Consider the following 23,673-nt stretch of genomic DNA (forward strand, 5'->3'; position numbering starts at 1 on the left):
AGGTGCACGCATCGTCACAACCTAGGAGTGCCATGGCCCGCCCCGTCCACCACAAGACCTCCAACGCATTTGTCTTCTTTGGCGCCACCGGCGACCTTGCTCGCAAGATGATCTTTCCGTCTCTGTATCAGATGGTGAAGCACGGGAATCTGACGGTGCCGATCATCGGCGTCGCACATTCCGACTGGGGTCTAGACGACCTCAAGAAGCGAGCCCACGACGCCGTCTCCGCGTCCGGCGATGGCATCGATGACCAGGGCGCGATGGACACGCTCCTCGGCCTGCTGCGCTACGTCGACGGTGACTACAACGAAGACTCCACGTTTGAGCAACTCCGTGAAGCACTCGGAGACACCACTCACGCGACGCACTATCTCGCGATTCCGCCCACCTTGTTTGGAACCGTGGTGGGGGGTCTGAAGAAGCAGGGCCTCAACGAGAACGCGCGCGTGGTGGTGGAGAAGCCCTTCGGCCGCGACCTGACGTCCGCGCTCGCCTTGGATGCCGTGATTTCCGATGCGTTCCCCGAGGATTCGGTCTTCCGTATTGATCACTTCCTGGGCAAGGAAGAGATCATGAACTTGTTGTATTTCAGGTTCGCCAACGCGATGTTCGAGCCGCTGTGGAACCGCAACTACATTTCCAGCGTGCAGATCACTGTCGCCGAAGATTTTGGGGTCCAGGGTCGAGGTAGTTTCTACGAATCCGCCGGCGCTCTGCGCGACGTAATCGAAAACCACCTCTTCCAGATCGTCGCGCTACTGGCGATGGATGCACCGCCATATCAGGGGTATGGCGCGGTCCAGTCGGCCAAGGTCGACGTGTTCAAGGCCATGCGCAAGCTCACCCGGGACGACATCGTTCGCGGTCAGTTTGTGGGCTACCGAGATGAACCCGGCGTCGCGCCGGACTCCGACGTCGAGACCTACGCGGCGGTGCGGCTGTGGATCGACTCGTGGCGCTGGGCTGGCGTTCCTTTCTACCTGCGTACTGGCAAGGGCCTCGCGCGCACGGCGGGCGAAGTGGTGGTCGAGTTCAAGCACCCGCCGCAGTCACTATTCGACGATGCGCTGGACACACTTCAGCGCGGCAACTACGTGCGCTTCCGGCTATCCCCCGTCTCTGAGATCGCCATCTCTGCGCGCGTCAAGACACCCGGCGAGGAGTTCGTGGGCGAACCCGAGGAGCTCGTGCTGCACACCGAGAGTCCTGAGGAGCGTTCACCGTACGAGCGCTTGCTGACTGATGCCATGAACGGCGACGGCGCGCTCTTCACCCGTGAGGAGTCCGTCGAGGCCGCCTGGGAGGTCGTGGACGACATCCTGACCGACCGCCCCAAGTGCATTCCGTACGAGCAGGGGTCCTGGGGGCCACTCCAAGCCGATGCCCTCATCGCGGAGCACACGCATTGGCACAACCCTCAGGCGCTCCACGGTCACGAATAGCCACCCTCACTTCACCCCAGGCAGCACGACACAAGCGAAAGGCACCACGATGGCGACAGACACCCCGATGCAATTAGGAATGGTGGGACTTGGGCGCATGGGAGCTGGCCTCTCACGCCGCCTCATGCGCGACGGCCACCACATGGTGGTCAACGACGTGAGCGCCGATGCCATTGCCGAGTTGGTGAGTGAGGGCGCCGTGGGCGCCCCCGCACTGTCGGACTTTATCGAGAAGCTCGAGGCGCCCCGCACTGTGTGGATCATGGTGCCGGCCGGCACCATCACTCAGAAGGTCACGGAGAGTCTGGCGGCAGTCCTGGAGCCCGGCGACACGGTGATCGATGGCGGCAACAGCTACTACCGTGACGACCTCGCCCACGCCGCCATGCTTAAGGCGAAGGGCATCCACCACGTGGACGTTGGCACCTCAGGCGGCGTCTGGGGCCTCGAGCGCGGGTTCTGCCTCATGATTGGCGGCGAGACCGAGGTGGTCAACCGGCTGAACCCCATCTTTGAGACCATTGCTCCCGGCCTGGACTCCGCGCCTCGCACCCCCGGCGGACCTGAGGTCCCCACCAACGCCGAGCACGGTTACCTGCACTGCGGCCCGAATGGCGCCGGACACTTCGTCAAGATGGTGCACAACGGAATCGAATACGGCCTCATGGCCGCCTACGCCGAGGGGATTCACATCCTACGCAAGGCGAATGCGGGCATGGCAGGAGCATCGGCCGATGCTGAGACAGCACCACTCGCGAATCCTGAGTTCTACCAGTACGACATCGACACGGCGCAGGTGGCCGAGGTGTGGCGGCGCGGCAGTGTGATCTCGTCCTGGCTCCTGGATCTCACGGCAGAGGCGCTGAATGAGTCGCCCGACCTGCAGGAGTTTGATGGACGCGTGTCAGACTCCGGCGAGGGACGGTGGACGTCCATCGCGGCCATCGATGAGGGTGTGCCCACGCCCGTACTCACCACGGCGCTGTATTCGCGCTTCGAGTCTCAACTCCAGGAAGACTTTGCCGACAAGATCCTCAGCGCAATGCGCAAGGGCTTTGGTGGTCACGACGAGAAGAACGCGCCCGCCGGCTAACGTTTGGGTGACGGCCCTTCAGGTCGGTACGCGCTCGCCGATTGCCTGCGCGAGTGCGTGCGTGTCGCGGGCACCCAGGTAGACCTCGGCCCCGTCACGCAACGTCACTACCGCGGCATCGTTGCCTTTAACCGTGTAGGCGCGGCTCCCGTCGCGGCCGATCCGCCAACCCCAGCCACCAAATTGCCGCAGCGCGTGATATTCGCGCTGCTGCACCGTGACGACATCGGCTAAGTCAATGTCGCGATGAAACACCCACGCGAGCCGCACACGGATCTGATGGGCCGTGACCTCGATCTTGAGCGGCATGAAGAAAAGCGCCACGACCAGCAGGAGGCTCAGCACCATCGTCCACATGTATGCCGTCGCGTCCCCCGTCGCGATGAATACGATGACCAGGCTCACCAGCGTGAGCGGCACCACGACCGAGACGATCGGCTGTTCGTAGCTGTACTGGGTCGCCGTGTAGCTGTTGCTCATGACTTCAGTTTGTCATGCGGGCGCGCGGTAATGACACCGGCGTAGGGCCCCGCGAGTGGACCGGGTTCTTCCATCTGGTCGACCCACAGCCGAGAGATGTCGCCGTCCAGGTAGAGCGCGTCGTCGACACCCAGTTCGACCCGAAAGAGCGTCGCGAAGTCATGGAAGTTGGTCAGGCTCCAGGACATTGCCAGGTACACCGTGTCGCCCTCTGGGCTGACGCCCACACCCGACCGGAATGCCACATTCGTGGAACCTTCGTTGAACTCGGGGTGCACCTCGCCGTTGAGTAGCAAGGCAGGCCCCGACTGGGTCGCAAACTCGACCCCGGTCGGCTCATACTCCACGGAGTTCACGACGGTCGCAGTTCCGTCGACCATCACCGCGAACACCCCGTTGGGCATGAGGTGAAAGTTACCGCCGCCGTCGTTGAGGTTGAGACCCACCAGCTCCTCACCGCCGCTGACCAACAGACCCCCGGGCACCAACTGGTCGGTGAAAATTCCACCGTTGGTGGCGACCGCCACCGTGGAATCTTGTGCGACAACATCGCGCAGCATCGTGCCCTCGTCCTCGGGGTTCCAGTCAACCCGAACGTCCCACTCATCGAGCGGCAATGTCACCACCAAGTAGCGATTGTTCGCATGATCGATGACTCGCGCGTCGACGGAGGACTCGACCTGACTGGCCGATGGCGTGGGGGCGGTTGCCTCGCCCGTCGCCTCCGCGGACGGCACCGGGGAGGTGCTGACCGTCGGTCCCACAGCCGGCGGCGGCGCGGGATCGTCCGTACTACACCCGGACGTCACCAATATGCCTGCCCCCAGCACCACTCCGACGACGAGCCGAGACGAGACGCGGAAGTTCATGACTCAAGTGTGCCGGACTGCGAGGTGCTCACCCGCACCCCACCCTCCCCGCAAGCGCCATCAGTCGAGACCTGCAATGTCTATGGACTCCACCAGGTCGAGCAGTTCGTCGGCTACCGCGGGATCTCCATTGTGTCCGGAGATGAAGATTGAGGTGAGGGGATCACCTTCGTAGACGAGGCCAGCGTCCGTGATATCAGTCTCATAAATGGCCATCGGCAAACCGTAGTTATCAACGGCATCGGCGACCACCCACTCTCGTCCGGCCACCGTGTCGATGCGGGCATTTTCCTCCAGCCCTGAGCCGACCAGGAACTCATTGACGTCCGCTGCCAGCTCGTCAAGGGATCCGGTGTTGACCTGTGCGTTGACGTTGATCTCGGAAAGGGAGTCGCCGCCAGCGAGACGAATAGACGAGGCGCACGCGCTGGAAGCCCGGTTCAGTTCGTGCTCACCGTAGGTCGGGACTTGATAGTCGAAGCACTGCGACGACACCACACCATCGATCAGCGTCACGTCCGTGCCTGAAACCTCCACAGGATCGGCCATCGGTGCGGGCGCGGCCTCACCGTCGACTCCCGTGTCGACTTCCGTCTCGAGGTCCTCGGTCGGTTGATTCGGTGCCGCGGCTGTCCCCTCGGACTCCTCCGAGCCAGACCGCGCGAAGCCGAGCGCGACTGCAATAGCGACGGTGAGCAGAATCACGACTGAAACCGCCAACAGCACGATGGCGACAACACTGAACCTGCGGCGATTGAGCGCCGTGGGTGCTTGTGGGGGAACTGCTTCTGGATCCATCGACTGCTTGGCGGACGGCGGCATCGGGGGTGGGACGTTGTCGGGCATGGGTGCTTCCTCACGATCGTCGTTGGTCATTCGGTGCTTTCGTGAGTCAGCATAGGGAGGTTGACAGAACGGGCCCCAGAGTTATCCACAGGCGCGCGTCAGGCGCTCACGAGCACCGTTCCTGGGCCCGGCTAGAACAGCGTCGCGGCAAGCTCACGCTCGGTGAGGTTGCTCGAGGCAGTCGCGCGGGCCGGGAGCTCACCGTTTGCGTCGCGAAATTCTGCTCGACGGGGAGGCGACGACGCGGCTCCCCCGGTGTTCGCATCGGTTTCGGCTCGCTCTAGCCCGTGCTTAGCGATCAGCGGCTTGATGCGCGCGGCGAGCCAGCGCCTGTATTCCTTGGGGGCGTAGGAGTCGTCGCCGTACATCTCGCGATAACGCGGCAGCACCTCTGGACGCTCACGCCCCAACCACTGCGCGTACCACTCCTTAACCCCGGGGCGCAGGTGAAGCCCGCTGTAGGTCACCGACGTCGCGCCCGCCTCCTTAATCCGCTGGAGCGCGCTATCGAGATGCTCCTCACTGTCGGTCAGGAACGGCAGCACCGGCATCATGAACACCGACACGTTGAGGCCCGCGTCCCGTGCCGCCTTGACGGTTGCCAGTCGAGCTGCAGTAGACGGCGTCCCCGGCTCCACGGACTTCTGCAGGTCGTCATCGAAGATTGCGATCGACATCGCGACATCCACGTCGACGGTCTTGGTTGCCTCCGTCAGCAGCGGCAGGTCGCGGCGCAACAACGTTCCCTTTGTCAGGATACTGAAGGGCGTACCAGAGTCTGCGAGCGCTGCGATGATGCCTGGCATGAGCTTGTATTTGCCCTCGGCTCGTTGATAGGGGTCCGTATTGGTGCCCAAGGCCACGGGTTCGCGGGTCCAGGACTTGCGCGCGAGTTCGCGCTGCAGGACTTCGGCGACGTTGACCTTGACGATCACCTGGCTATCAAAGTCTTGCCCGGCGTCCAGTTCCAGGTACTTATGGCTGGTGCGCGCAAAGCAGTAAACGCAGGCGTGACTGCATCCGCGATAGGGATTGATGGTCCACGTGAAGGGGACCGCGCTACTGGCGCCCACCTTGTTGAGGGCAGACTTAGCGACCACCTCGTGGAACGTCACACCCTCGAAGCCCGGCGTCTGCACGGACCTCACGAGGTTAGATAACTTGGCCAACCCTGGCAGCGCATCGGCCCGTTCCGTCGTGAGTTCCTGTGTCTGCCAACGCATACGCCCATTCGAACACGTGTTCGATGTTCGGTCAAGCGTGGTGCGGCGTGTCGGCGTTCTCTGCAGTGGCACCAGAGCCAGCACCGAGCCGGCGCGTACCTGTCCACGCCGCCACGAACACTCCAGCCACAATCAGCACGTCCCCCACACTGAAGGTGTTCGCGAGCGGCATAGGCGCAGGCCAGGCGAACACGTCGCCTAGCCACGGCAAGACAGGATCCTCAAGAATGCCCGAATTGGCGAACGCCATATCGGGATCGAGACCAGCGGAGGCCACGGCCGATGCGCTTGCGGGCAGGGTGCCTCCGTTCAGCGCGATCACAACTCCGTTGAGGAGCGACCCGGCCGCGACAATCCAGACGCCCGCGATGCTGCGGTTCATCCATAGGAAGCCGATGGCTGCGACATACGTCAGCACATGAAGCACGGCCGCGAGACCGGTTGGCATGGACACCTCGAGCACCACCACCTGGAACGCCAAGACGGCCCAGACCAGCAGCGGCCATCGCCACCGATGCAAGAGCAACCCCGCGGGCCAACGCAAGGCGACCAGTGGCGAGACGACCGCGATCACACACAGCGCGACAACAAGCATGGTCAGGACTCCGCATTCTTGTGCGTGCCCAGTGTTTGACGCTCAGTATCAAGCATCGCTTCGATGACGTCGGGTGAGGCGGGGCGACCCAGGTGGTACCCCTGTCCCACCACCCGGCCGAGTTCCTGCAACGAGACCGCGGTGGACTCATCTTCAATGCCCTCGGCCACGACGCGTAACCCCAGCGCCAGCGCGAGTGCAATAGTGGACCGCACAATGACGAGGTCTTGGTGATCCGCACCGATGTTGCTGACAAAGGACCGGTCAACCTTGAGTTCGTCGATCTCCAGTCGCTTGAGATAACTGAGCGAGGCATTGCCCGTTCCGTAGTCGTCGATCGCGATTGCGACGCCACGCTCTCGCAATGCTCGAATCACCAGGTCGGCGCGGACTGGATCCGACATGATCCCGGTCTCCGTCACCTCGAGCACCAGGGAGCCCAAGGAGACTCCATGTCGGTCCGCAACCTCGGCGACCCGCTCTGGCAGCGCCAAGTCCGAGAGGTGGCGAGCGGAAAGATTAACCGCCATCCGCATGAAGTAGCCCGACGCACGCCACCGAGCCAACTGGCTCAATGCCTCATCAAGCACAAAGGCCGTCAGTGGGAAGATGAGCCCCGAGCTCTCCGCCAGTGGAATGAATTCGTCTGGATACACCGTGCCGCGCGTCGGATGATTCCACCTCACCAGGGCCTCGACTCCCACCATTCGTCGATCCGCGAGGTTGAATTGCGGCTGGTAGACGACCTCAAGCTGTCGCGAATCCAAAGCTGCACGCAGGTCAACCAGAAGTTGCAGGCGTTCAGCGCTGTTCACATCAAACTCGTGCGAGTACATGCTGACCTGGTCTCGCTCTACCTTGGCGCGGTACAGCGCGATGTCCGAGTTCTTCATCAGCGTCTCAACATCGGTGCCGTGCATGGGTGCCACGGCCACTCCGGCACTGACGCGCACGAGCAATTCAAGGTCATCGACCTTGATGGGTGCGTCGAGTGAGGCTACGAGGTCGTGGGCCACCTGCGTCGACTCCCCGACGCCACCGCGGACCACGACGGCAAACTCATCGCCCCCGAGTCGGTGCACGGAGGAGTGCTCAGGGGTGGCTGCCTTGAGTCGTTCTGCAACCTCGCACAGAATCTTGTCCCCCACGGGGTGCCCCAGCGCATCGTTGAAGTCTTTGAAGTGGTCGAGGTCGAGGAACACAAAACCTGGCCCGTCGTCATCCGACTGGCGCGCCTCGCGAAGCGCCCCGCGTAGTTCGTAGTTGGCCTGACCCCGGTTGCCAAGTCCAGTCAGCGCATCGTGAGTCGCGTCGTGGGCGTGCCGGGCTGCGGACGCCGCAAAGAGATGAGCGGCAACAACCGGTGCCGCCAAGAGCATGAGTGCGACTAGGCCATCCGCGGCGACGAGTGCTGCGATGCCTCCGACGCTGAGCAACACGATGTGCGTGACGATTGAACTTTGTGCGTCGTCCCTCAGGACAGACCAAAACGGCAACTCGGCAGCGATCGAGACGACTGTCGTCACGAGCAGCCAATTGACGCTGACCATCACGACGCCGGCGACGAGAAGCGCGATGATGTCTTTTGGCTCGACTCCCGAGGGGACCGCGAGGAACGGATTCCCCGACATCCACGAATAGACCGCGCTCGCGCACACGACGCTCAGTCCATATTGGGCGGTATTGAAGAGCGACTTTTTGAACTCACGGCGGCGAATAACGTCGTCCGCGATGCTCGCAATTGCTTGTACGAGGACGGCGACCCCGACCCCAGCGACGGCGATGAGCGCCAAAATAAAGGGGGTCGAAGTGGAGAGGGTTCGTGGCTCGGCACCACCGCGAACTAGTGCAATTGGCTTCAATTCGCCGGCGATCGCACCGACTGCCAGGAAGATCGTTGGCCAAAAAACAACCTCGTGGATTAACGATGACCAGGAGGTAGAAACAAGAGCGAAAACTATCCCAGCGACACCTAAGGCACCGACCGCCGAGAGGTACAGATTGAGCCGGGAGGGCGCCGCGAAACTACGCATGCTCGCGCCGCCCTCCCGCACTGATTGAAACTAGTTCCACTTATAGCCGGCGCCGACAACTGCGACGACAGCGATGATGGTTCCCGCGCTAGCGGTTACCCGTACAACCTTGCTGTTCTGAAAGAGGTTCCACTTGTTCATCTTGCTCTCCTTAATTGAAAAACGGAGACAAGGATCGGGTCCAACCTGACGTGCTGAGTGCGTCAGGATACTGCTGGACTTCATTGGCCGGCCATTGCCCCCGGTAACGCAGGTCGCCTGGTAGCGGCCTGCCTTCATACTCCCCCATTTGTCGGCGATTTGCCACCACCAAAGGGCCTCGTAACCGCGTCGTGACGTTGTAAGTTTGACCAATATTCTTGACCGGGAGCCCTCATCAACGTCGACATATCACCGAATGCCTCGTGGACGAGCGTCTATGGGTTGCGTGCCCTCAGCGCCGACGCCGCGGAAAGTTGGCGTAGCGCCATCATGGCGTCGTCCGCTCGTTCGCAGGGAACAAAGATGTGGTCATGGTGATATCCCGCGACGACGTTCGCGCTGATGCCTACATCGCCGAGCGCGGCAGCGAAGGCCGCCGTCAGCCCCACGGCTTCGAGCGCTGAGTGGACCTCGAGAGTGATCCTCGCGCTGGGATACTCACACTTGAGGCCGTAAGCCTCAGCTATGGAGGACTCGAGGACAAGCGTGAGCCCCTCATCCTCACGGACAGTGACCACTGCGGCAGCGACAACCTCATTCGCGACGCTTGCCGAATCGACACTTGCCCAGACATACACCGCAGTGTCCAGTCGCGGTTGCATACTCGCGAGCAGCACCCGTAGATCGGCCTCACCTGACATGCCGACAGACTATCGATCCCGGACTACCGACAAGACCGGGGCTCCGTTATCCACCCGTCACTGCCATGGCCATCGCTGGCGGCACTTCCTTGTCGAGCTTTGGCGCGACCAGTGGCCATCGGCACCCACGCGTCCCCTGCTCAGCGTGCAGCGTAGGCTGAAGTACCAATTATTTTGGGGTGCGGCGGAAGCGCAACTCCACCCTGCCATCGGCCGTATGCGAGACGGCCACGGCGTCCACGTCCTCCGCGAAGTTCAGGTCGGCGATCACTTCTCCCTGACGGATTTCCGCGGCCGATGCCACGCCTCCGAACTCGGTGACCGTCGCCTCAGTATCGATGTCGCCTAGGCGCGCGGCGATGGCTGTCACTTGCGCGCCCGGGAGGGTCGAGGTGAAAGCCCCCACGTGCTTGGGGTTCTTGGCCGGCAGCCAGTCATCACGACCCCCAGCGCGCGCGCTGGCACGATCCGGTCCCGCAGGTATTCCAAACACGAACTGCGCGGCGTCGTCCTGCGGGGAAAACTCAACCCAGGCATCGGCGACCCGTAGGGGTCGCGCGCGTGTGGAGTTGGGATCCTCAATGTAGGTGTCGTTCACCGTCCAGCCGTGGGACTCGACCCACGTTCGCCACCGCTCGTACTCCTGCGGGTAGATCCCCCATAGAGGGCCGAGGATGAGACTCTCACCTGCGGCAGAGACCACCAGACGCGGGACGGCGGTGCGGGTGTCCGATGCGACGGCCAGTGTCTCGCCCGTGGCGAAGGTCGCCACCGCGCGGCGCGAGTCATGCGTGCCGTGCCACCCGGTGAGGGCAGCGTGCGTCACCGTGAAGTAGACCTCGCTTGCGCGCCAGCCCAAATAGGCTTTGGTGCGGTAGTAGCCGGCCACAATGAGCGCCACTAGGACGGTGATGAATGTCAGCGTGCCCACGAACCCGAGCGGCTGCCAGCTGCTTGCGATGGGCCAGGCCAGCAGAGCCGAGCCCACGACGAGAGCGCCGTACCAGGGCACGTGCTTGGGCTCGATGAGAACAAAGGGACCCGAGCGCCCCGCGTTGAGGACGAACTGGTCGTCGGCGACGGGCTGCTGAGTCATGAGGAAAGGCTACCCACAACTTCACCCAGGCACCTTTGCCCCGACTGCTGGGCGGCGCACAGCCACGCGAGTTAGCGTCCGGCGCCTCTTCGCCTAAAGTAGACCCATGCCCGACGCGCACAGTCACAAGCGTGGGAGCGGTGCTCAGCACGACCGCCTCACGCTCCCCCACCTTTCATCACTAGTGACACTTGAGGCCCCCGCATGACCGCCGCCTGGCTACTTCTAGTGCTCACACTGCTCCTCATCGGGGCCAATGCGCTGTTTGTGACCGCCGAATTCGCGTTCATCACAGTCGACCGCGCATCTGTCGACAAGCGAGCGGGCGAGGGCGACGCACGGGCCGTGTCCTTGCAAGCCGGCCTCAAGAAGCTCTCGACTGAGCTCTCGGGTGCGCAACTCGGTATCACCGTGACCTCACTCTTGGTGGGGTTCATTGCCGAGCCATCGATTGCGACGCTACTCGAAGGGCCCATTGCGGCTCTGGGCGTGCCCGAGGGCTCCACGCTCGCCGTGTCGCTTGCCTTTGCCTTCATCATCGCCACCGTGACACAGATGGTGTTCGGCGAATTGGTCCCCAAGAACTGGGCCATTGCTGAGCCGATGCGCGCCGGACGCATGGTGGCGGGCTTCCAACGCGGCTTCACCTGGCTCGCGCAACCCCTCCTTCGTGTGCTGAATGGTTCCGCCAACGGCATCGTGCGCGCGCTTGGCGTCGAGCCCCGCGAGGAACTGGCGTCGGCACGTTCGGTTCAGGAACTTGAATCTCTGGCAGCACGGTCTGGCGAACGCGGCACCCTAGAACCCCACGTGGCCCAGCGACTGTCCCGCGCGGCCGAACTGCGTGAACGCACAGCATCAGACGCCATGACTCCCCGTCCGCGACTCCATTTTGTAGACGCCGACGACACGGTCACTGACCTCCTTCACCTTGCCTCGGAGACCGGGCATGCCCGCTTTCCTATCCGTGGCGAGGGCGTAGACGACATTGTGGGCGTGGCGCACTTCAAGCGGGCGCTTTCTGTTCCCGCCCGCTCCCGCAAGTCCACTCGCATGTCGGACATCATGATGCCCATCGCAGCGGTGCCGTCTTCGATGCCGCTGAACGCGGTGCTCGAACAACTGAGAGGTGGTGTGCAGATGGCTGTCGTCGTTGATGAGTACGGCGGCACCGATGGCGTCATTACTCTTGAGGACCTAGTCGAGGAGATCGTGGGCGAGATCGAGGATGAGCAAGACCTTCCCGTGAGCCGGCACCGCAAGATTGGGCCTCGTCGATGGTCATTGTCAGGTCTGCTGCGACCCGACGAGGCGGGTGAGATAGCGGGGCTGGAGCTTCCCGAGGCCGATGAGTCCGACACCCTGGGCGGTTTCCTCACCGAGCACCTCGAGCGTTTTCCCGTGCGCGGCGACCTCATCGAACTCGAGGCTCGCGACGAGACAGACCGCGACTCCGATGGTCTGGCACGCCCTGTCACGGTGACCCTGAAGGTCACGCGCATCGATGGTCACCGAGTGGATCGCGTGATGCTCGATGTCCTCGAGCGAGAGGAGGGTGACGATGAGTGACTTCACCGCGATCGCCATCGCTATCGCGCTACTACTTGGCAACGCCTTCTTTGTGGGCGCCGAGTTCGCGCTCATCTCCGCTAGGCGCACCCAGATCGAGCCCCGCGCCGCCGCGGGATCGCGCTCAGCTAGGCTCACCATTCGCGGCATGGAGCACGTGTCCATGATGATGGCCGGGGCCCAACTGGGCATCACTATGTGCTCGCTTGGCCTGGGAGCAATCGCAGAGCCGGCCATCGCTCACCTGCTCGAGGTGCCGCTGGAGGCCATCGGCGTGTCCGGCGCCTGGTTGCACGGGGTGGCCTTCACCATCGCGCTAGCCCTTGTGGTCTTCCTGCACATGGTGCTGGGCGAGATGGTTCCCAAGAACCTCGCCATCGCGGGACCTGAGCGCACCGCGCTCATCCTAGGTCCGCCGTTGTACGTGGTCGTCACGGTCCTGAAGCCCGTCATTTGGCTACTCAACGCCATCGCGAACCTGGTGCTGAAGATGCTGCGCGTCAACCCACAAGACGAGGTTGCGTCCACCTTTGACGCAGACGAGGTAGGCGGGCTCATTGCGCAGTCTCGTGCCGAGGGCTTGCTGGACGAGGCTGAGCACCGGGTGCTGAGCGGTTCCCTCACACTGGGCTTCGAGACTGTACGCGACGTCATGGTGCCCCGCGAGGATCTGATCACCCTGCCCGTGGGAGCCACGCCTCAGCAGGCGCAGCGTCTTTGCGTCAAGACCGGGTTCTCACGCTTCCCGCTCGAGGACGACGGCGGCGTCATCGTGGGTTACGTTCACCTCAAGGACTTCGTGTCAGTGCCGCGCGGGGGCGCCACCAAGTCGCTACCGGCCGATGCCGTGCGGCCACTGGTGACGATTTCCGCCGATGAGCGTCTGGATTCGGCTTTGTCGTCCATGCAGGCCCAGGGAACCCATATTGCGCTCGTAACCGATGGCGAGGACGTCATCGGCACCGCAATGCTTGAAGACGTCGTGGAGCGGCTCGTGGGCGAGGTCGTGGACGCGGGACAGGCGATCGTGTCATGACCACAACTCCCCTGCCCAACGGCAAAGCCGCAGGCCGCACCAATCCTGTCGAGGATCCCACCCGGAGCGACCGCGAAAAGATGCTCGCCGGTGAGTGGTTCAAGTACCGCGCCGGCCCGGAACTCGCCGACGCCCAGCGCATCACCAAGGGCACGTGTCAACGCTTGAACGAGCTCTACCCTGTGGACCCCGTTCAAGCGACGCAGTTACTCACCGACCTGCTGGATGAGTGTGGTCCCGGCCTGGACTTCCGTCCCCCGTTCTCGATCGAGTATCAAGAGCGCGTGCGCCTGGGAAGCAACGTCTTCATCAACACCGACTTCATGGTGCTGGGCGGCGGTCTTGTCACCATTGGCGACAACGTACTCATTGGGCCCGATGCGCGCCTCTACACCCCCAACCACCCCGCGGATCTCGACCTACGCCGTGCTGGGTGGGAGATTGGGTTGCCCATCACCATCGAGGACGATGTATGGCTGGGCGGGTCCGTGGTGATCTGCCCCGGTGTCTCCATCGGGCGCGGCTCGATTGTGGGCGCGGGCTCCGTCGTCACCAAGGACGTGCCGCCTGGCGTCATCGCGGGCGGGAATCCCGCAAAGGTGCTTCGGGAACTGTAAGCACCCGTTGGTGCAATAACCCTACTCATGCCACCGGATGTCGGCACATGTCGCTAGTCTGGTGCACGAGCGGGGCAGCTAAGGGTGCCGCCCCAGGCGGGCGGCGAGCATGTCCTATCAACAATCACGCGCCCACTCCCCCCGGCTTCCCCCTGCCGGATGGATGCCCGACCCGAGCGAGACGGACCTGGAGCGCTACTGGGACGGCTCACGCTGGACTGCACGCACACGTAATCGATTCACGCGCATCGAAACCGGTGTCGTTGCTCCTACCTACGACCGGGCGGACACTTCTCTTCGGTCCTACTCCTTGAGCGCGGCGCCACCCAAGCCCCGGCGAGGCAGACGCGCACTCGTCCTTCTCACCGTCATCGCCGTAGCTGTCGGCGGCTATTCCTACGTCAACCGCGCAGAAGTGGCGCCGGCAGTGAGCGAGGTCGCGTCAGCAGTCGCTGACGCGACTAAGCCGAATGGCGTCGACGTGGACTACCCGACTTTCGGCTCCACCGAACTCGTCACCTACCTGGAGCGCGGAATGATCGCGCAGCAGAGCCACATCGACGTGACCCACTGGGCTCGCGTGAACGGGACGGACTCCCTGACCGATGCCATGAGCGAAGCGATGACACAGAATCCGTACATCTATTCCGCTGCCTACACGGTGTTTGACCACGGTGGCACCGTCACTGTTGAGCCCGACTACCCGTACGACCGCGACGAGGGCGACCGCCGCAGAGCCGCCACCATGCACGCCGTCGCGTCCGGCGTCGCGCAATCGGGCGCGAGCTCAGCCACCTCAGACGAGGAAAAGGTTCGGCTTATCCACGACTACATCGTGAACGTCGGCACGTATGACTACGCGGCGTTCGATGAGATCAATGCCCAGCAAAGTACCGTTCGAGTCCAGGAATCTCAGGAGGCATACGGATTGCTGGTCAACGGCACCTCAGTGTGCAACGGCTACGCGCAAGCGTTCAACGCAATGGCCGCCGCCGTGGGCCTCACCTCTGTGGAAGTGACAGGATCCGACAGTGCCGGCGCTACCGGTGGCAATCACGCGTGGAACAAGGTCCTGATCGACGGCGAGTGGCTGCTAGTAGACACCACCTGGGATGACTCGGGCGACGAACTGAGCCACGACTATTTGCTATTGCGCGACGACGCTCCCATCCTCGCTTCACGCACGCACGATTCGGATTGGGTCGTCGACGCCAATATGGGTAACTTCGCGAGTTAAGTGCACAGCAGCACTCCGTTGGGGCCGCTGGGGTGCCCCTCTGGGTCCCTAAAAATCAGGGCTGCAGGTCAGCTAGCGCAGCACTGCCTCAAATTCACTCTCCGCAGCGGCAATGATCGCCTTGCGCACCTCGAGGACGTCCTCGGCAGACAGCGTCTTGTCCTCAGCACGCATGCGCACGGCAACGGCGAGAGACTTCTTGCCCTCACCCACCTGCTCGCCCACGTAGACGTCGAACACTCGCGCGTCCTCCACTAGGTCTCCCCCGGCGCGCCTCACGCACGCCACGAGATCTCCCGCGGCCACGTCGGAGGCGACGACAAACGCGAAGTCCTCCTTGGCGAGCGGCTGGGCGTTCACGGCATCGGCCAGAGTGATCTGCCCCTCACGGAACTCGACCATCGGGTCCAGGATCATCTCGAAGGCAACCGTGCGGGAAGGCAGACCAAGGGTCTCCAGCACCTTGGGGTGCAATTCGCCCGCGTGACCCACAAAGGTTCCGTCAACGAGGCGGTACGTGGCGCATCGGCCCGGATGCCACGGCATGTGAGCCTCGGCGGACGCCACAATCGTGACCCCAGCCATCTGCGCGACCGCCTGAGCCGCGGCTAGAGCATCGGTCCAGTCGAACGGCGCACCGGCACCGTGCCAGCCGGACGGCGTGCGCTGGCCAGTCATGAGTCCACCCACGCGACGCGGCTGCATGGGCAGCGAATCGTTGAGTGCCTCGACGTCGTCAGGCGTGATGGCGTCACCGGAGAAGGTGCGCGCCACCTGGCCGATGTTGCTGGCACGGTAGGCGCGACCCACCTCGTAGATGGCAACATCCTGGGCGCCACGGCCCAGGTTCACCTTGAGCGCATCCACGAGCGACTGGATCAGCGACGTACGCATCAGTGGAAGCTCGGCGCTCAGCGGGTTAGCCAGGCGCACCACCTCGCGACGCGGGTCGCCATCCGGAATCAGCATGTCGTCCAGGCGCTGTTCCGAGATGAACGGGTAGGTCAGCACCTGTGTTAGCCCGCGATCAGCAAGACCGCGCGCGACGGACTTGCGCACCTTCTGCGAGTGCGTGTAGCCGCGACCGGGCGGAGGGGTGGGCAGCACCGATGGCAGGTTCTCAAATCCGTGGAGCCGCGCGACCTCTTCGACCAGGTTGATCGCGTCAGTGAGGTCGGGACGCCACGTGGGCGGCGTAACGGTCAACGAGTCCGGCTCGGACAGCGCCTCGAACAGTTTGACCGTGCAGCCCACCTGCTCAAGAGCACCGATGACGCCAGCCCGGGTGTACTCCACTCCCACAATCGACCCGGGGAAGTCCACGCGCATCTCGATGGGGGTGGGGGCGACGGTGTCGTTAACATCCGTGACCTGAGTGTCCACCTCGCCGCCGCCAAACTTGGTCAGCAGGTCGATGGCGCGCTGCACCGCGACGGGTGCGAGCTGGGTGTCGACGCCACGCTCGAACCGGCGAGAGGCCTCGGATCCCAGCTTGTGACGGCGGGCCGAGCGCGCGATGGTGATCGGGTCGAAGTGTGCGCCCTCCAACAGGATGTCGGTGGTCGAGTCTGACACCTCGGTATCCGCCCCTCCCATTACGCCTGCAATTCCGATGGCGCGCGCGCCGCGCCCACCTTCGGAGTCACAAATCAGCAGGTCTTCACCGTCAAGGTTGCGCTCGGAGTCGTCCAGCGTGGTCAACGTGGAGATCGCCGGCAGGTCACCACTAGCCGATGCGCGGCGCACCACAATCGGCGCCGTCAGCTTTGCGAGGTCGTACGCGTGCAACGGCTGACCGAGCTCGAGCATCACATAGTTGGTGACATCGACGGCCAGCGAAATGGGCCGCATGCCCGATGCGGTCAGCCGGCTCTTCATCCACGTAGGGCTTGCCGCGGTGGGGTCGAAGCCGCGCACAATGCGCGCGACGAAGCGGTCGGCGCCCACGTTGCCCCGCACGGGCTCGGGGTCGTCAATCTCTACCGAGAACCCGCCAAAGGTCTTTGCCGGTGTCTCTATGGCAGCCGGGTCGCGAAACTCCTGGCCGGTGGCGTGCGCGTACTCGCGGGCGACTCCGCGGATCGAGAACGAGTAGCCGCGGTCCGGGGTCACATTGATCTCGATGGTGTTCTCGTCGAGTCCGAGCAGTTCAATGGCGTCCTGGCCAGGCTCGAGGTGAGCCAAAGCAAAGCCGCCGAACTCAGCATCGGCGTCCCGGGTGGGCGACTGCAACACGATGATGCCATCGTGGTCCTCACCCAGGCCCAGCTCCTTGGCGGAGCAGATCATGCCATCCGACCAGTGGCCATACGTCTTGCGACCCGAGATGGGGAATGGTCCAGGCAGTTCGGCGCCCGGCAGCACGACGACCACGTAGTCACCCTCGACAAAGTTGTGGGCACCACAGACGATTCCGCGGCTGGGGGTAAAGAAGTGGCCGGCGTCCGGTCCCTTGCCTTCTACCTGGCCGACGTTGTCGTAGCCCTCGGTGATGGGCTCGTCGTTGTGCCCGCCTACATCCACGCGGCAGTAGTTCACGGTCTTGCCGTTGCTCGCGGTCTCCTTGACCAGCGACAGCACGCGGCCCACCACCAGCGGGCCCTTGACGGGAGGGCCTTCGATGCCCTCTTCCTCGAGCCCCACGCGCGCGAGCGCGGCGGCAACATCCTCGGCGGAGGATCCGTCAACGAGGTCAACGGACTCTGCGAGCCAACTCAGCGGTACCTTAGGCATTTAAATCTCCACCCCAAACTGCTGCGAGAAGCGAATATCGCCCTCGACCATGTCACGCATGTCCTTGACTCCGTGGCGGAACATCAGCGTCCGTTCAACACCCATGCCAAAGGCAAAGGCGGTGTACTCATCGGGGTCAATTCCCGCTGCACGCAGGACGTTCGGGTGCGTCATGCCGCAGCCACCCCACTCGATCCAACCGGTGCCGGAGCACGTGCGGCAGGCGGTGTCCTCGCCTCCACACACAAAGCAGCGCAGGTCCATCTCCGCGCTCGGCTCCGTGAACGGGAAGTAGGACGGACGCAGGCGCGTCACAGCATCGGGGCCGAACATCGCACGCGCGAAGAAGTCGAGCGTGCCTTTCAAGTGAGCCATGGTGAGGCCCTTGTCGATAGCCAGGCCCTCGATTTGATGGAACACGGGCGTGTGGGTCGCGTCGAGCTCGTCCGTGCGGAACGTCTTGCCGGGGCAAATCACGTAGATGCCGCGACCCTCGGCCTCGAGCGCCTCCTTGCGGGCCAGCGCCGCGCGGATCTGCACGGGCGACGTGTGGGTGCGCAGTAGCAGACCCGACTCAGGCGGATCGATGAAGAACGTGTCCTGCATCTCTCGCGCCGGGTGATCGGGGTCAAAATTGAGAGCATCAAAGTTGAACCACTCAGCCTCGAGTTCGGGCCCCTCGGCAACCTCCCAGCCCATGGCGACGAACACGTCACACATCGACTCCTGCAGTGTCTCGAGCGGGTGACGGGCGCCGACGAGCGCGTGCTCGACGGGCAGCGTCACGTCCACGGCCTCCTCGACCAGCACACGGGCGTCGCGCTCGGCCTCCAGGTCGCTCTGACGCGACTCGATGGCCTTGTTCATGCGCCCACGCGCCATGCCCATGTTCTTGCCTGCCGCGGCCTTGTCGGCGGGCTCGAGCCCACCAATCTGGCGGTTCGCGAGCGAGATGGGAGCCTTATCGCCGGTGTGAGCCAGGCGAGCTTCCTTGAGGTCCTCGAGTGTGCTCGCTGCGGCAAAGGCGGCGAGCGCCTCCTCAACGGCAGCGGAGACGCCCGCGGCGTCCAATGGTGACAGGTCAGTCATGTCTGCTTTCCAGGTGGCTTAAGAAGTCCCGACAATCCTACCTGGCGCACAGAGCCCCACTGTGGAGCGAGCGTAGGGCTAGAGCAGCCCTGCCAGCAGGAACAGCATCAACCCACCCGCGAGCGTGTTGACCACGAGCAGAATGATGCGCACGGGCCTTGGCATGTGGGGATTCTTGACTATGGAAATGTTCATGAAGAACAGAATGAGCGCGAGCAAGAAGCCGAGCAGGTAGTTGACCAAAATCAGCACGAACGGCAGGAACATGAGGATTCGCATGCCGAGGTCGACGTGCGCCCCCATCGCGTAGATGGGCGTGTTGTCGAGGTAGAGCTTTTGAAAGCCGGGCACGATCCCACGAGACGTCAGTTTTGATGTGCTGCCGTTGCGCATCGGCACGTCCCAGCCGCCCTTGCCGCGCCTGACGACCTCGCCGCCAACCCGAATCCTATAAAACACGCCAAAGACGCCGTCCACCTCGACGGTGTCGCGCGCGCCCTCAATGTCCAACTTCTGGACGTTGTCCATCTCTTGCTCCCTCACATGTGAATGTGGCGAGAATACCTCGTGCATGTGTCCGCAATGTTGCGTGAGGTCAGGACAAGTCGTCCGGACGCTCATACGCGTAGGTGACGCCCTTCGCGGTGCGCTTGCCCGCCACCAGCGCTGCGTCCGCCCTCGCCATCAGTATGTCCAAGTCAAATAGGTCAGGGTACGTCAGCGAGTAACCGGCCGTGAGCCCCACCAACTCGCCACCGGGCGCCTGCACGCGCACGGTGTGCTCCACTGTCTCGCGGATGCGTTCCACGACGCTTGGGACCGACTCAACGCCGTGAACCACCTGCATGATCACAAACTCATCGCCGCCCAATCGCGCCACTGCGTCGCTCTCCCGCGAAGCCGCTACCAATGCATCTCCCACGATGGTCAGCGCAATGTCACCCGCATCGTGACCCAGGTCATCATTCAGCGCCTTGAAGTTGTCAATATCAAAGACGACCACTACCACCACCTCGCCTCGAGCCTGCGCCCGTCGCAGTAGCCTCGCTCCGCGCGAGCGGTACTCATGGCGATTAGCCAGCCCTGTCAACTGGTCGGTGCGGGCCCGCACGCTGAGGCGGCGTAGAGGACGCCACATGCGGTACATCAGCACGGCGACCGCAAACACCATCAACGCGGAGAACGCGGTAATCGTATAGATCGTGAATTGCAGACGGTCCAGTCCCGGGGATAGCTGACTCTCCTCCGCCTCAAGGTGAAGAATCCAGTCCAACCCCTCGCTCTTGCGGAAACCACGCTCCAGAGTGAGCCGTCCGCCGTCCCTCCCAAAGACGTCCCCGTCCGCGTAGGACGTTGCCACGGCTTCAGAGCCCACGCCAATGTCGCTCGCCAGCGGCACCTCTCCCTTGAGCCCAGCGGTCGCTCGCAGTTGGTTACGGTAGTCGGACGGCGCGGCTATCACCTTGCGGTCAGGTGACAGCACAAAGGCTTCCGCACCGTCGCCCAACGGCAGATTGTCAAGCACGGTCGCCATCTGGTCCACGTCGAGGTCCGCACCCACTACGGCGATTAAGTTGCTGGAATCTCGCGCCGCACGAGTGACCGACGCGAAGGTCACATCACTGTCAAACAGGAGGTAAGGCTCGGTCCAATTGGTATTGAGTGAGTCTTCGCCAGTGATGTACCAAGGCCGGTCGCGCGGGTCGTACTGTAGGTCGAGTTCCTCGGTGGTGATTGGCGAGAACGTGGCGTCGTAGTTCACCTGTGTCACGCGATACTCAGGAGCGATCTCCACCCGCTGCGAGGTGTAGCCAGTACCGGCATGACTCACTGACACAAAGGTGCCATCCGGGAATCCTACGTAAGCGCCGCGGACCTCGGGGGCACGATCCAGCGCGAGATACATGAGATGTGCCGCGCCGTCGAGCGTCATCGTTCCCGCGTCCTCGATGGCGGCGGTCGTCGCTCCCACGACTTCCTCGCCCGACGCGGCATACCGCGACACCCGTTCCGCGGTCAGGTCTCCGACGTAGGAGAAGGTGTCCTTGGCGGCATCGGTCGCCTGGCGTTGCGCGACAACGGCGCCGATGACGGACGTGATCATCTGCACTAGCAGAATCGCGATGAGAATCGCTGCCCCGATCAGGAGGCTGCGGGAACGGCTGAGCGAACGGGGACGACGACTTCCGCTCACGTTCATGCATTCACGTTACGCCCGCGTCGGAGCGCCAATGCAAAAACTCGCGGACCCCCTGCGTGGAGTGTGACCCAATCGTCACCTCCCCGGGCGGGTATGGGCCCTACGAGCGCTGGGCCCGCGCGCTGGCGTACAAGCACACGGAGGCCGCAGTAGCCAAGTTCAGGCTCTCCGCCTTGCCATAAATAGGGATGCGCACAACGGAGTCGACGAGCGCCAACTCTTCCTCACGCAGGCCCCATGCCTCGTTGCCGAATACCCAGGCAGTGGGCTTGGCAAGGAACTCGTCGCCAGCATTGCTGTCGCCCAGTTCGGCGGTACCGGAACCGTCCGCAGCGACAATCTGCATACCCGCCTCGGCGAGCGCGGCAAGCGCGTCGTCGAGGGGAAGCGACCGCACCACTGGCACGTGGAAGAGGCTGCCGGCCGATGCGCGGATCACCTTGGGATTGGAGGGGTCGACGCTCTCCCCTGCCAGCACTACGGCGTCGGCGCCAGCGGCGTCGGCCACGCGGATCGCGGTGCCGGCGTTACCAGGGTCGCGAACGTTGCTGAGGACCACGACGAGGCGCGGAGGGGTGTCCGACGCCAGGGCGTCGTCGAGCGACACACCAGCGTTGTCCAGGACGGCAACGACGCCCTGTCCGTCGGGGCTCATGGCCTCGAGGACGACCGGGGTACCGATGTGAAGGTACATGTCAGCGGACTGAGCATCAGCGACGATCTCGCTGTAGCGAGCTGCAGTGTCTTCAGTCATGAAAAGATCGCGGACACGACTGGGCGCGAAGCGCACAGCCTCGCGCACCGCTTGGGGTCCTTCGACCAGCATTCTGCCGGTCTTGGAACGCGCAGAACGCCCCGCCAGGGCCCGCACCTGCTTGACTCGCTCGGCCTTCGCGTTGGTGAAGGTGGGCGTGAAGTGGGGCCCCGTGGGGCGCTCTGTCATCGTTCTATTCGCTTACGCGGCCGCAGGGGCGTTCACGTCGGCGGGCAGTGCCTTCTTGGCAAGCGCGACGAGTGCGGTGAACGCCTTGGGGTCGGTCACGGCGATCTCGGCAAGCATGCGACGGTCAACCTCAATCTCCGCGAGCTTGAGGCCCTGGATCAGACGGTTGTACGTCATGTCGTTTGCGCGAGCCGCAGCGTTAATACGCTGAATCCACAGACGACGGAAGTCACCCTTACGCTTCTTGCGGTCTCCATAGGAGTAGACCATTGAGTGGGTAACTTGTTCCTTCGCCTTACGGTAAAGGCGTGAGCGCTGACCGCGGTAACCCGCTGCGCGCTCGAGGGTACTGCGGCGCTTCTTATGGGCGTTTACCGCCCGCTTGACGCGTGCCATGTTCTAACTCCTTGTTTCGAGGGGGCGGTTACTTGCCCAGCAGCTTTTTGATCTTCTTCGAGTCGGGAGCGGAAAGGATTCCGTCCACGGCGACGCGACGCTTGCGCGAGCTCGTCTTCTCCTGAAACTTGTGCACGTTCATTGCGTGAGCGTGCTTTACCTTGCCGGTACCGGTGAGCTTGAAGCGCTTCTTGGCACCCGAGTGGGTCTTGTTCTTCGGCATGACTGCCCTTTCGTGTCAGGCCGAGTCTTGCGACTCGGCACGTAGTAACGGGCTATTCGCCCGAAGTCTCTGCGGCGGCCGGGGCCTCCGCTGCTGTGGTCTTGGCCGGAGCCTTCTTTGCTGGTGCCTTCTTTGCTGGTGCCTTCTTGGCAGCCGGCTTAGGTGCTGGCTTGGCCACAGGCTTAGGTGCCGCCTTGGCTGCGGGCTTAGGTGCGGCCTTCTTGGCACCAGGCTTGGGTGCGGTCTCCTCGACAACTGCCGTCGCCGGAGCCTCGTCCGCGACCACTTCGGCCGGGGCCTCAGTCGGTGCGGCATCGGCTGCTGCTGCGTCTGTCGCCGCCTTTTCCGCCTTGAGCGCGGCGCGTTCGGCAGCATCGGCCGCCTTCTTCGCCTCGCGCTCCTTACGTGCCTCGTCGCGTGCCTCGGCCTTCTTCTTCAGCGGGCCGAGCACGAGGGACATGTTGCGACCCTCCTGCGTGGGTGCGTTCTCGACAATCGACAGATCCGCGACGTCCTCGGCGAGGCGCTGCAACAGGCGGCGACCCATCTCTGGGCGCGACTGTTCGCGGCCGCGGAACATGATCGTGACCTTGACCTTGTCGCCGCCCTTGAGGAAGCGGATGACGTGGCCCTTCTTGGTCTCGTAGTCATGCTCATCGATCTTGAGACGGAAACGCATTTCCTTGATCTCAGTGTTGGCCTGATTGCGACGTGCCTCGCGAGCCTTCACGGCGGCTTCGTACTTGAACTTGCCATAATCCATGAGCTTGGCGACCGGGGGACGCGAGTTGGGTGCAACCTCAACCAGGTCGAGGTCAGCTTCCTGCGCAAGACGGAGCGCGTCCTCAATGCGGACGATACCAACCTGTTCGCCGGCGGGGCCGACAAGGCGCACCTCCGGGACTCGGATGCGCTCGTTGATGCGGGGCTCGTTGATGGTGGCTCCTTGTGTAGTCAGTTCCTACCGCCGGGCAAAGAAAAAAGCCCCTGCTCGAACGCGAGCAAAGGCCACCAAGTACCGTGCGTTATCCGTGCGGAATGCACAGCCAACACCGGTGACATACCCCGATCCATGTTCTGGTTCGAAGGTGGGAGGTGGACTCCACTT

The 23,673-nt window shown here is 63.5% G+C and carries 22 protein-coding genes; 6 read left to right on the forward strand and 16 right to left on the reverse strand.

Going from position 1 to position 23,673, the window contains the following annotated elements:
* The first annotated feature begins 32 nt into the window (after positions 1–32).
* Together zwf and gnd are read left to right on the forward strand one after the other, a co-directional pair.
* Positions 33–1,445, forward strand: a complete 1,413-nt coding sequence (gene zwf, locus AOP77_RS00175) for a glucose-6-phosphate dehydrogenase (RefSeq protein WP_062207758.1) — start codon at positions 33–35, stop codon at positions 1,443–1,445.
* Positions 1,446–1,494: 49 nt separating this feature from the next.
* On the forward strand, positions 1,495–2,538 hold the full coding sequence (gnd, locus tag AOP77_RS00180; RefSeq protein ID WP_236685718.1) for a phosphogluconate dehydrogenase (NAD(+)-dependent, decarboxylating): 1,044 nt from the start codon (positions 1,495–1,497) through the stop codon (positions 2,536–2,538).
* Between the two features lie 18 nt (positions 2,539–2,556).
* Here gnd and AOP77_RS00185 read toward each other — a convergent pair whose 3' ends face one another.
* The 8 genes from AOP77_RS00185 to AOP77_RS00220 all read right to left on the reverse strand — a co-directional run bounded on the left by AOP77_RS00185 (position 2,557) and on the right by AOP77_RS00220 (position 10,522).
* Positions 2,557–3,018: a hypothetical protein gene (locus AOP77_RS00185; protein WP_062207761.1), complete on the reverse strand. Its 462-nt coding sequence runs from the start codon at positions 3,016–3,018 to the stop codon at positions 2,557–2,559.
* Positions 3,015–3,887, reverse strand: a complete 873-nt coding sequence (locus tag AOP77_RS00190) for a phosphodiester glycosidase family protein (RefSeq protein ID WP_062207764.1) — start codon at positions 3,885–3,887, stop codon at positions 3,015–3,017. The genes AOP77_RS00185 and AOP77_RS00190 overlap by 4 nt, the downstream gene beginning before the upstream one ends.
* 60 nt (positions 3,888–3,947) lie before the next feature.
* On the reverse strand, positions 3,948–4,733 hold the full coding sequence (locus AOP77_RS00195; RefSeq protein ID WP_152649712.1) for a hypothetical protein: 786 nt from the start codon (positions 4,731–4,733) through the stop codon (positions 3,948–3,950).
* Positions 4,734–4,864: 131 nt separating this feature from the next.
* On the reverse strand, positions 4,865–5,956 hold the full coding sequence (locus AOP77_RS00200; protein WP_062207770.1) for an Rv2578c family radical SAM protein: 1,092 nt from the start codon (positions 5,954–5,956) through the stop codon (positions 4,865–4,867).
* Between the two features lie 31 nt (positions 5,957–5,987).
* Positions 5,988–6,551: a DUF5317 domain-containing protein gene (locus tag AOP77_RS00205; RefSeq protein WP_062207773.1), complete on the reverse strand. Its 564-nt coding sequence runs from the start codon at positions 6,549–6,551 to the stop codon at positions 5,988–5,990.
* Positions 6,552–6,553: 2 nt separating this feature from the next.
* Positions 6,554–8,413, reverse strand: coding sequence for a putative bifunctional diguanylate cyclase/phosphodiesterase (locus AOP77_RS00210; RefSeq protein WP_236685719.1), 1,860 nt, complete (start codon positions 8,411–8,413; stop codon positions 6,554–6,556).
* Positions 8,414–9,000: 587 nt separating this feature from the next.
* Positions 9,001–9,426 carry an ACT domain-containing protein gene (locus AOP77_RS00215; RefSeq protein ID WP_062207777.1) on the reverse strand — a complete coding sequence of 142 codons (426 nt, stop codon included), beginning with the start codon at positions 9,424–9,426 and terminating at the stop codon, positions 9,001–9,003.
* A gap of 169 nt (positions 9,427–9,595) precedes the next feature.
* Positions 9,596–10,522, reverse strand: a complete 927-nt coding sequence (locus AOP77_RS00220) for a hypothetical protein (RefSeq protein ID WP_062207780.1) — start codon at positions 10,520–10,522, stop codon at positions 9,596–9,598.
* A gap of 204 nt (positions 10,523–10,726) precedes the next feature.
* On the opposite strand from AOP77_RS00220, the gene AOP77_RS00225 reads away from it, so the two are divergent.
* From AOP77_RS00225 to AOP77_RS00240, 4 genes are all read left to right on the forward strand, one after another.
* Complete coding sequence (locus tag AOP77_RS00225; protein WP_062207783.1) at positions 10,727–12,091, forward strand: hemolysin family protein; 1,365 nt, start codon at positions 10,727–10,729, stop codon at positions 12,089–12,091.
* Complete coding sequence (locus AOP77_RS00230; RefSeq protein WP_062207786.1) at positions 12,084–13,127, forward strand: hemolysin family protein; 1,044 nt, start codon at positions 12,084–12,086, stop codon at positions 13,125–13,127. Before AOP77_RS00225 ends, AOP77_RS00230 begins: the two co-directional genes overlap by 8 nt.
* A complete protein-coding gene (locus AOP77_RS00235) occupies positions 13,124–13,744 on the forward strand; it encodes a sugar O-acetyltransferase (protein ID WP_201774068.1) in 621 nt (206 codons plus the stop codon). Before AOP77_RS00230 ends, AOP77_RS00235 begins: the two co-directional genes overlap by 4 nt.
* A 109-nt stretch (positions 13,745–13,853) precedes the next feature.
* Positions 13,854–14,981, forward strand: coding sequence for a transglutaminase domain-containing protein (locus AOP77_RS00240; protein ID WP_084622045.1), 1,128 nt, complete (start codon positions 13,854–13,856; stop codon positions 14,979–14,981).
* Positions 14,982–15,053: 72 nt separating this feature from the next.
* On the opposite strand, the gene pheT is transcribed toward AOP77_RS00240, so the two are convergent.
* The 8 genes from pheT to infC all read right to left on the reverse strand — a co-directional run bounded on the left by pheT (position 15,054) and on the right by infC (position 23,523).
* Complete coding sequence (gene pheT, locus AOP77_RS00245) at positions 15,054–17,714, reverse strand: phenylalanine--tRNA ligase subunit beta (protein ID WP_062207792.1); 2,661 nt, start codon at positions 17,712–17,714, stop codon at positions 15,054–15,056.
* Entirely contained in the window at positions 17,715–18,803 is a 1,089-nt protein-coding gene (gene pheS, locus AOP77_RS00250; RefSeq protein WP_062207795.1) for a phenylalanine--tRNA ligase subunit alpha, read from the reverse strand.
* A gap of 78 nt (positions 18,804–18,881) precedes the next feature.
* Complete coding sequence (locus tag AOP77_RS00255) at positions 18,882–19,331, reverse strand: hypothetical protein (RefSeq protein ID WP_062207798.1); 450 nt, start codon at positions 19,329–19,331, stop codon at positions 18,882–18,884.
* 67 nt (positions 19,332–19,398) lie between these two features.
* Positions 19,399–21,003 carry a sensor domain-containing diguanylate cyclase gene (locus tag AOP77_RS00260; RefSeq protein WP_062207801.1) on the reverse strand — a complete coding sequence of 535 codons (1,605 nt, stop codon included), beginning with the start codon at positions 21,001–21,003 and terminating at the stop codon, positions 19,399–19,401.
* 100 nt (positions 21,004–21,103) lie between these two features.
* A complete protein-coding gene (locus AOP77_RS00265; RefSeq protein ID WP_062207804.1) occupies positions 21,104–21,946 on the reverse strand; it encodes a TrmH family RNA methyltransferase in 843 nt (280 codons plus the stop codon).
* 12 nt (positions 21,947–21,958) lie between these two features.
* Positions 21,959–22,342 (reverse strand): 50S ribosomal protein L20, encoded by a 384-nt coding sequence (gene rplT / locus AOP77_RS00270; RefSeq protein ID WP_062207807.1) that lies wholly within the window; start codon positions 22,340–22,342, stop codon positions 21,959–21,961.
* Between the two features lie 28 nt (positions 22,343–22,370).
* A complete protein-coding gene (gene rpmI, locus AOP77_RS00275) occupies positions 22,371–22,565 on the reverse strand; it encodes a 50S ribosomal protein L35 (RefSeq protein ID WP_062207810.1) in 195 nt (64 codons plus the stop codon).
* A 52-nt stretch (positions 22,566–22,617) separates the two neighbouring features.
* Positions 22,618–23,523 (reverse strand): translation initiation factor IF-3, encoded by a 906-nt coding sequence (gene infC / locus AOP77_RS00280; RefSeq protein WP_269078419.1) that lies wholly within the window; start codon positions 23,521–23,523, stop codon positions 22,618–22,620.
* Positions 23,524–23,673 lie beyond the last annotated feature (150 nt).

This window comes from Demequina oxidasica, from assembly GCF_000975115.1.
Classification (GTDB): Bacteria; Actinomycetota; Actinomycetes; order Actinomycetales; family Demequinaceae; genus Demequina; species Demequina oxidasica.

What these genes read in the sequence shown, in the direction of transcription:
- zwf (WP_062207758.1), top strand. Translation starts at nt 33, where the DNA reads ATGGCCCGCCCCGTCCACCACAAGACCTCCAACGCATTTGTCTTCTTT.
- gnd (WP_236685718.1), top strand. Translation starts at nt 1,495, where the DNA reads ATGGCGACAGACACCCCGATGCAATTAGGAATGGTGGGACTTGGGCGC.
- AOP77_RS00185 (WP_062207761.1), bottom strand. Translation starts at nt 3,018, where the DNA reads ATGAGCAACAGCTACACGGCGACCCAGTACAGCTACGAACAGCCGATC.
- AOP77_RS00190 (WP_062207764.1), bottom strand. Translation starts at nt 3,887, where the DNA reads ATGAACTTCCGCGTCTCGTCTCGGCTCGTCGTCGGAGTGGTGCTGGGG.
- AOP77_RS00195 (WP_152649712.1), bottom strand. Translation starts at nt 4,733, where the DNA reads ATGCCCGACAACGTCCCACCCCCGATGCCGCCGTCCGCCAAGCAGTCG.
- AOP77_RS00200 (WP_062207770.1), bottom strand. Translation starts at nt 5,956, where the DNA reads ATGCGTTGGCAGACACAGGAACTCACGACGGAACGGGCCGATGCGCTG.
- AOP77_RS00205 (WP_062207773.1), bottom strand. Translation starts at nt 6,551, where the DNA reads ATGCTTGTTGTCGCGCTGTGTGTGATCGCGGTCGTCTCGCCACTGGTC.
- AOP77_RS00215 (WP_062207777.1), bottom strand. Translation starts at nt 9,426, where the DNA reads ATGTCAGGTGAGGCCGATCTACGGGTGCTGCTCGCGAGTATGCAACCG.
- AOP77_RS00220 (WP_062207780.1), bottom strand. Translation starts at nt 10,522, where the DNA reads ATGACTCAGCAGCCCGTCGCCGACGACCAGTTCGTCCTCAACGCGGGG.
- AOP77_RS00225 (WP_062207783.1), top strand. Translation starts at nt 10,727, where the DNA reads ATGACCGCCGCCTGGCTACTTCTAGTGCTCACACTGCTCCTCATCGGG.
- AOP77_RS00230 (WP_062207786.1), top strand. Translation starts at nt 12,084, where the DNA reads ATGAGTGACTTCACCGCGATCGCCATCGCTATCGCGCTACTACTTGGC.
- AOP77_RS00235 (WP_201774068.1), top strand. Translation starts at nt 13,124, where the DNA reads ATGACCACAACTCCCCTGCCCAACGGCAAAGCCGCAGGCCGCACCAAT.
- AOP77_RS00240 (WP_084622045.1), top strand. Translation starts at nt 13,854, where the DNA reads ATGTCCTATCAACAATCACGCGCCCACTCCCCCCGGCTTCCCCCTGCC.
- pheT (WP_062207792.1), bottom strand. Translation starts at nt 17,714, where the DNA reads ATGCCTAAGGTACCGCTGAGTTGGCTCGCAGAGTCCGTTGACCTCGTT.
- pheS (WP_062207795.1), bottom strand. Translation starts at nt 18,803, where the DNA reads ATGACTGACCTGTCACCATTGGACGCCGCGGGCGTCTCCGCTGCCGTT.
- AOP77_RS00255 (WP_062207798.1), bottom strand. Translation starts at nt 19,331, where the DNA reads ATGGACAACGTCCAGAAGTTGGACATTGAGGGCGCGCGCGACACCGTC.
- AOP77_RS00260 (WP_062207801.1), bottom strand. Translation starts at nt 21,003, where the DNA reads ATGAACGTGAGCGGAAGTCGTCGTCCCCGTTCGCTCAGCCGTTCCCGC.
- AOP77_RS00265 (WP_062207804.1), bottom strand. Translation starts at nt 21,946, where the DNA reads ATGACAGAGCGCCCCACGGGGCCCCACTTCACGCCCACCTTCACCAAC.
- rplT (WP_062207807.1), bottom strand. Translation starts at nt 22,342, where the DNA reads ATGGCACGCGTCAAGCGGGCGGTAAACGCCCATAAGAAGCGCCGCAGT.
- rpmI (WP_062207810.1), bottom strand. Translation starts at nt 22,565, where the DNA reads ATGCCGAAGAACAAGACCCACTCGGGTGCCAAGAAGCGCTTCAAGCTC.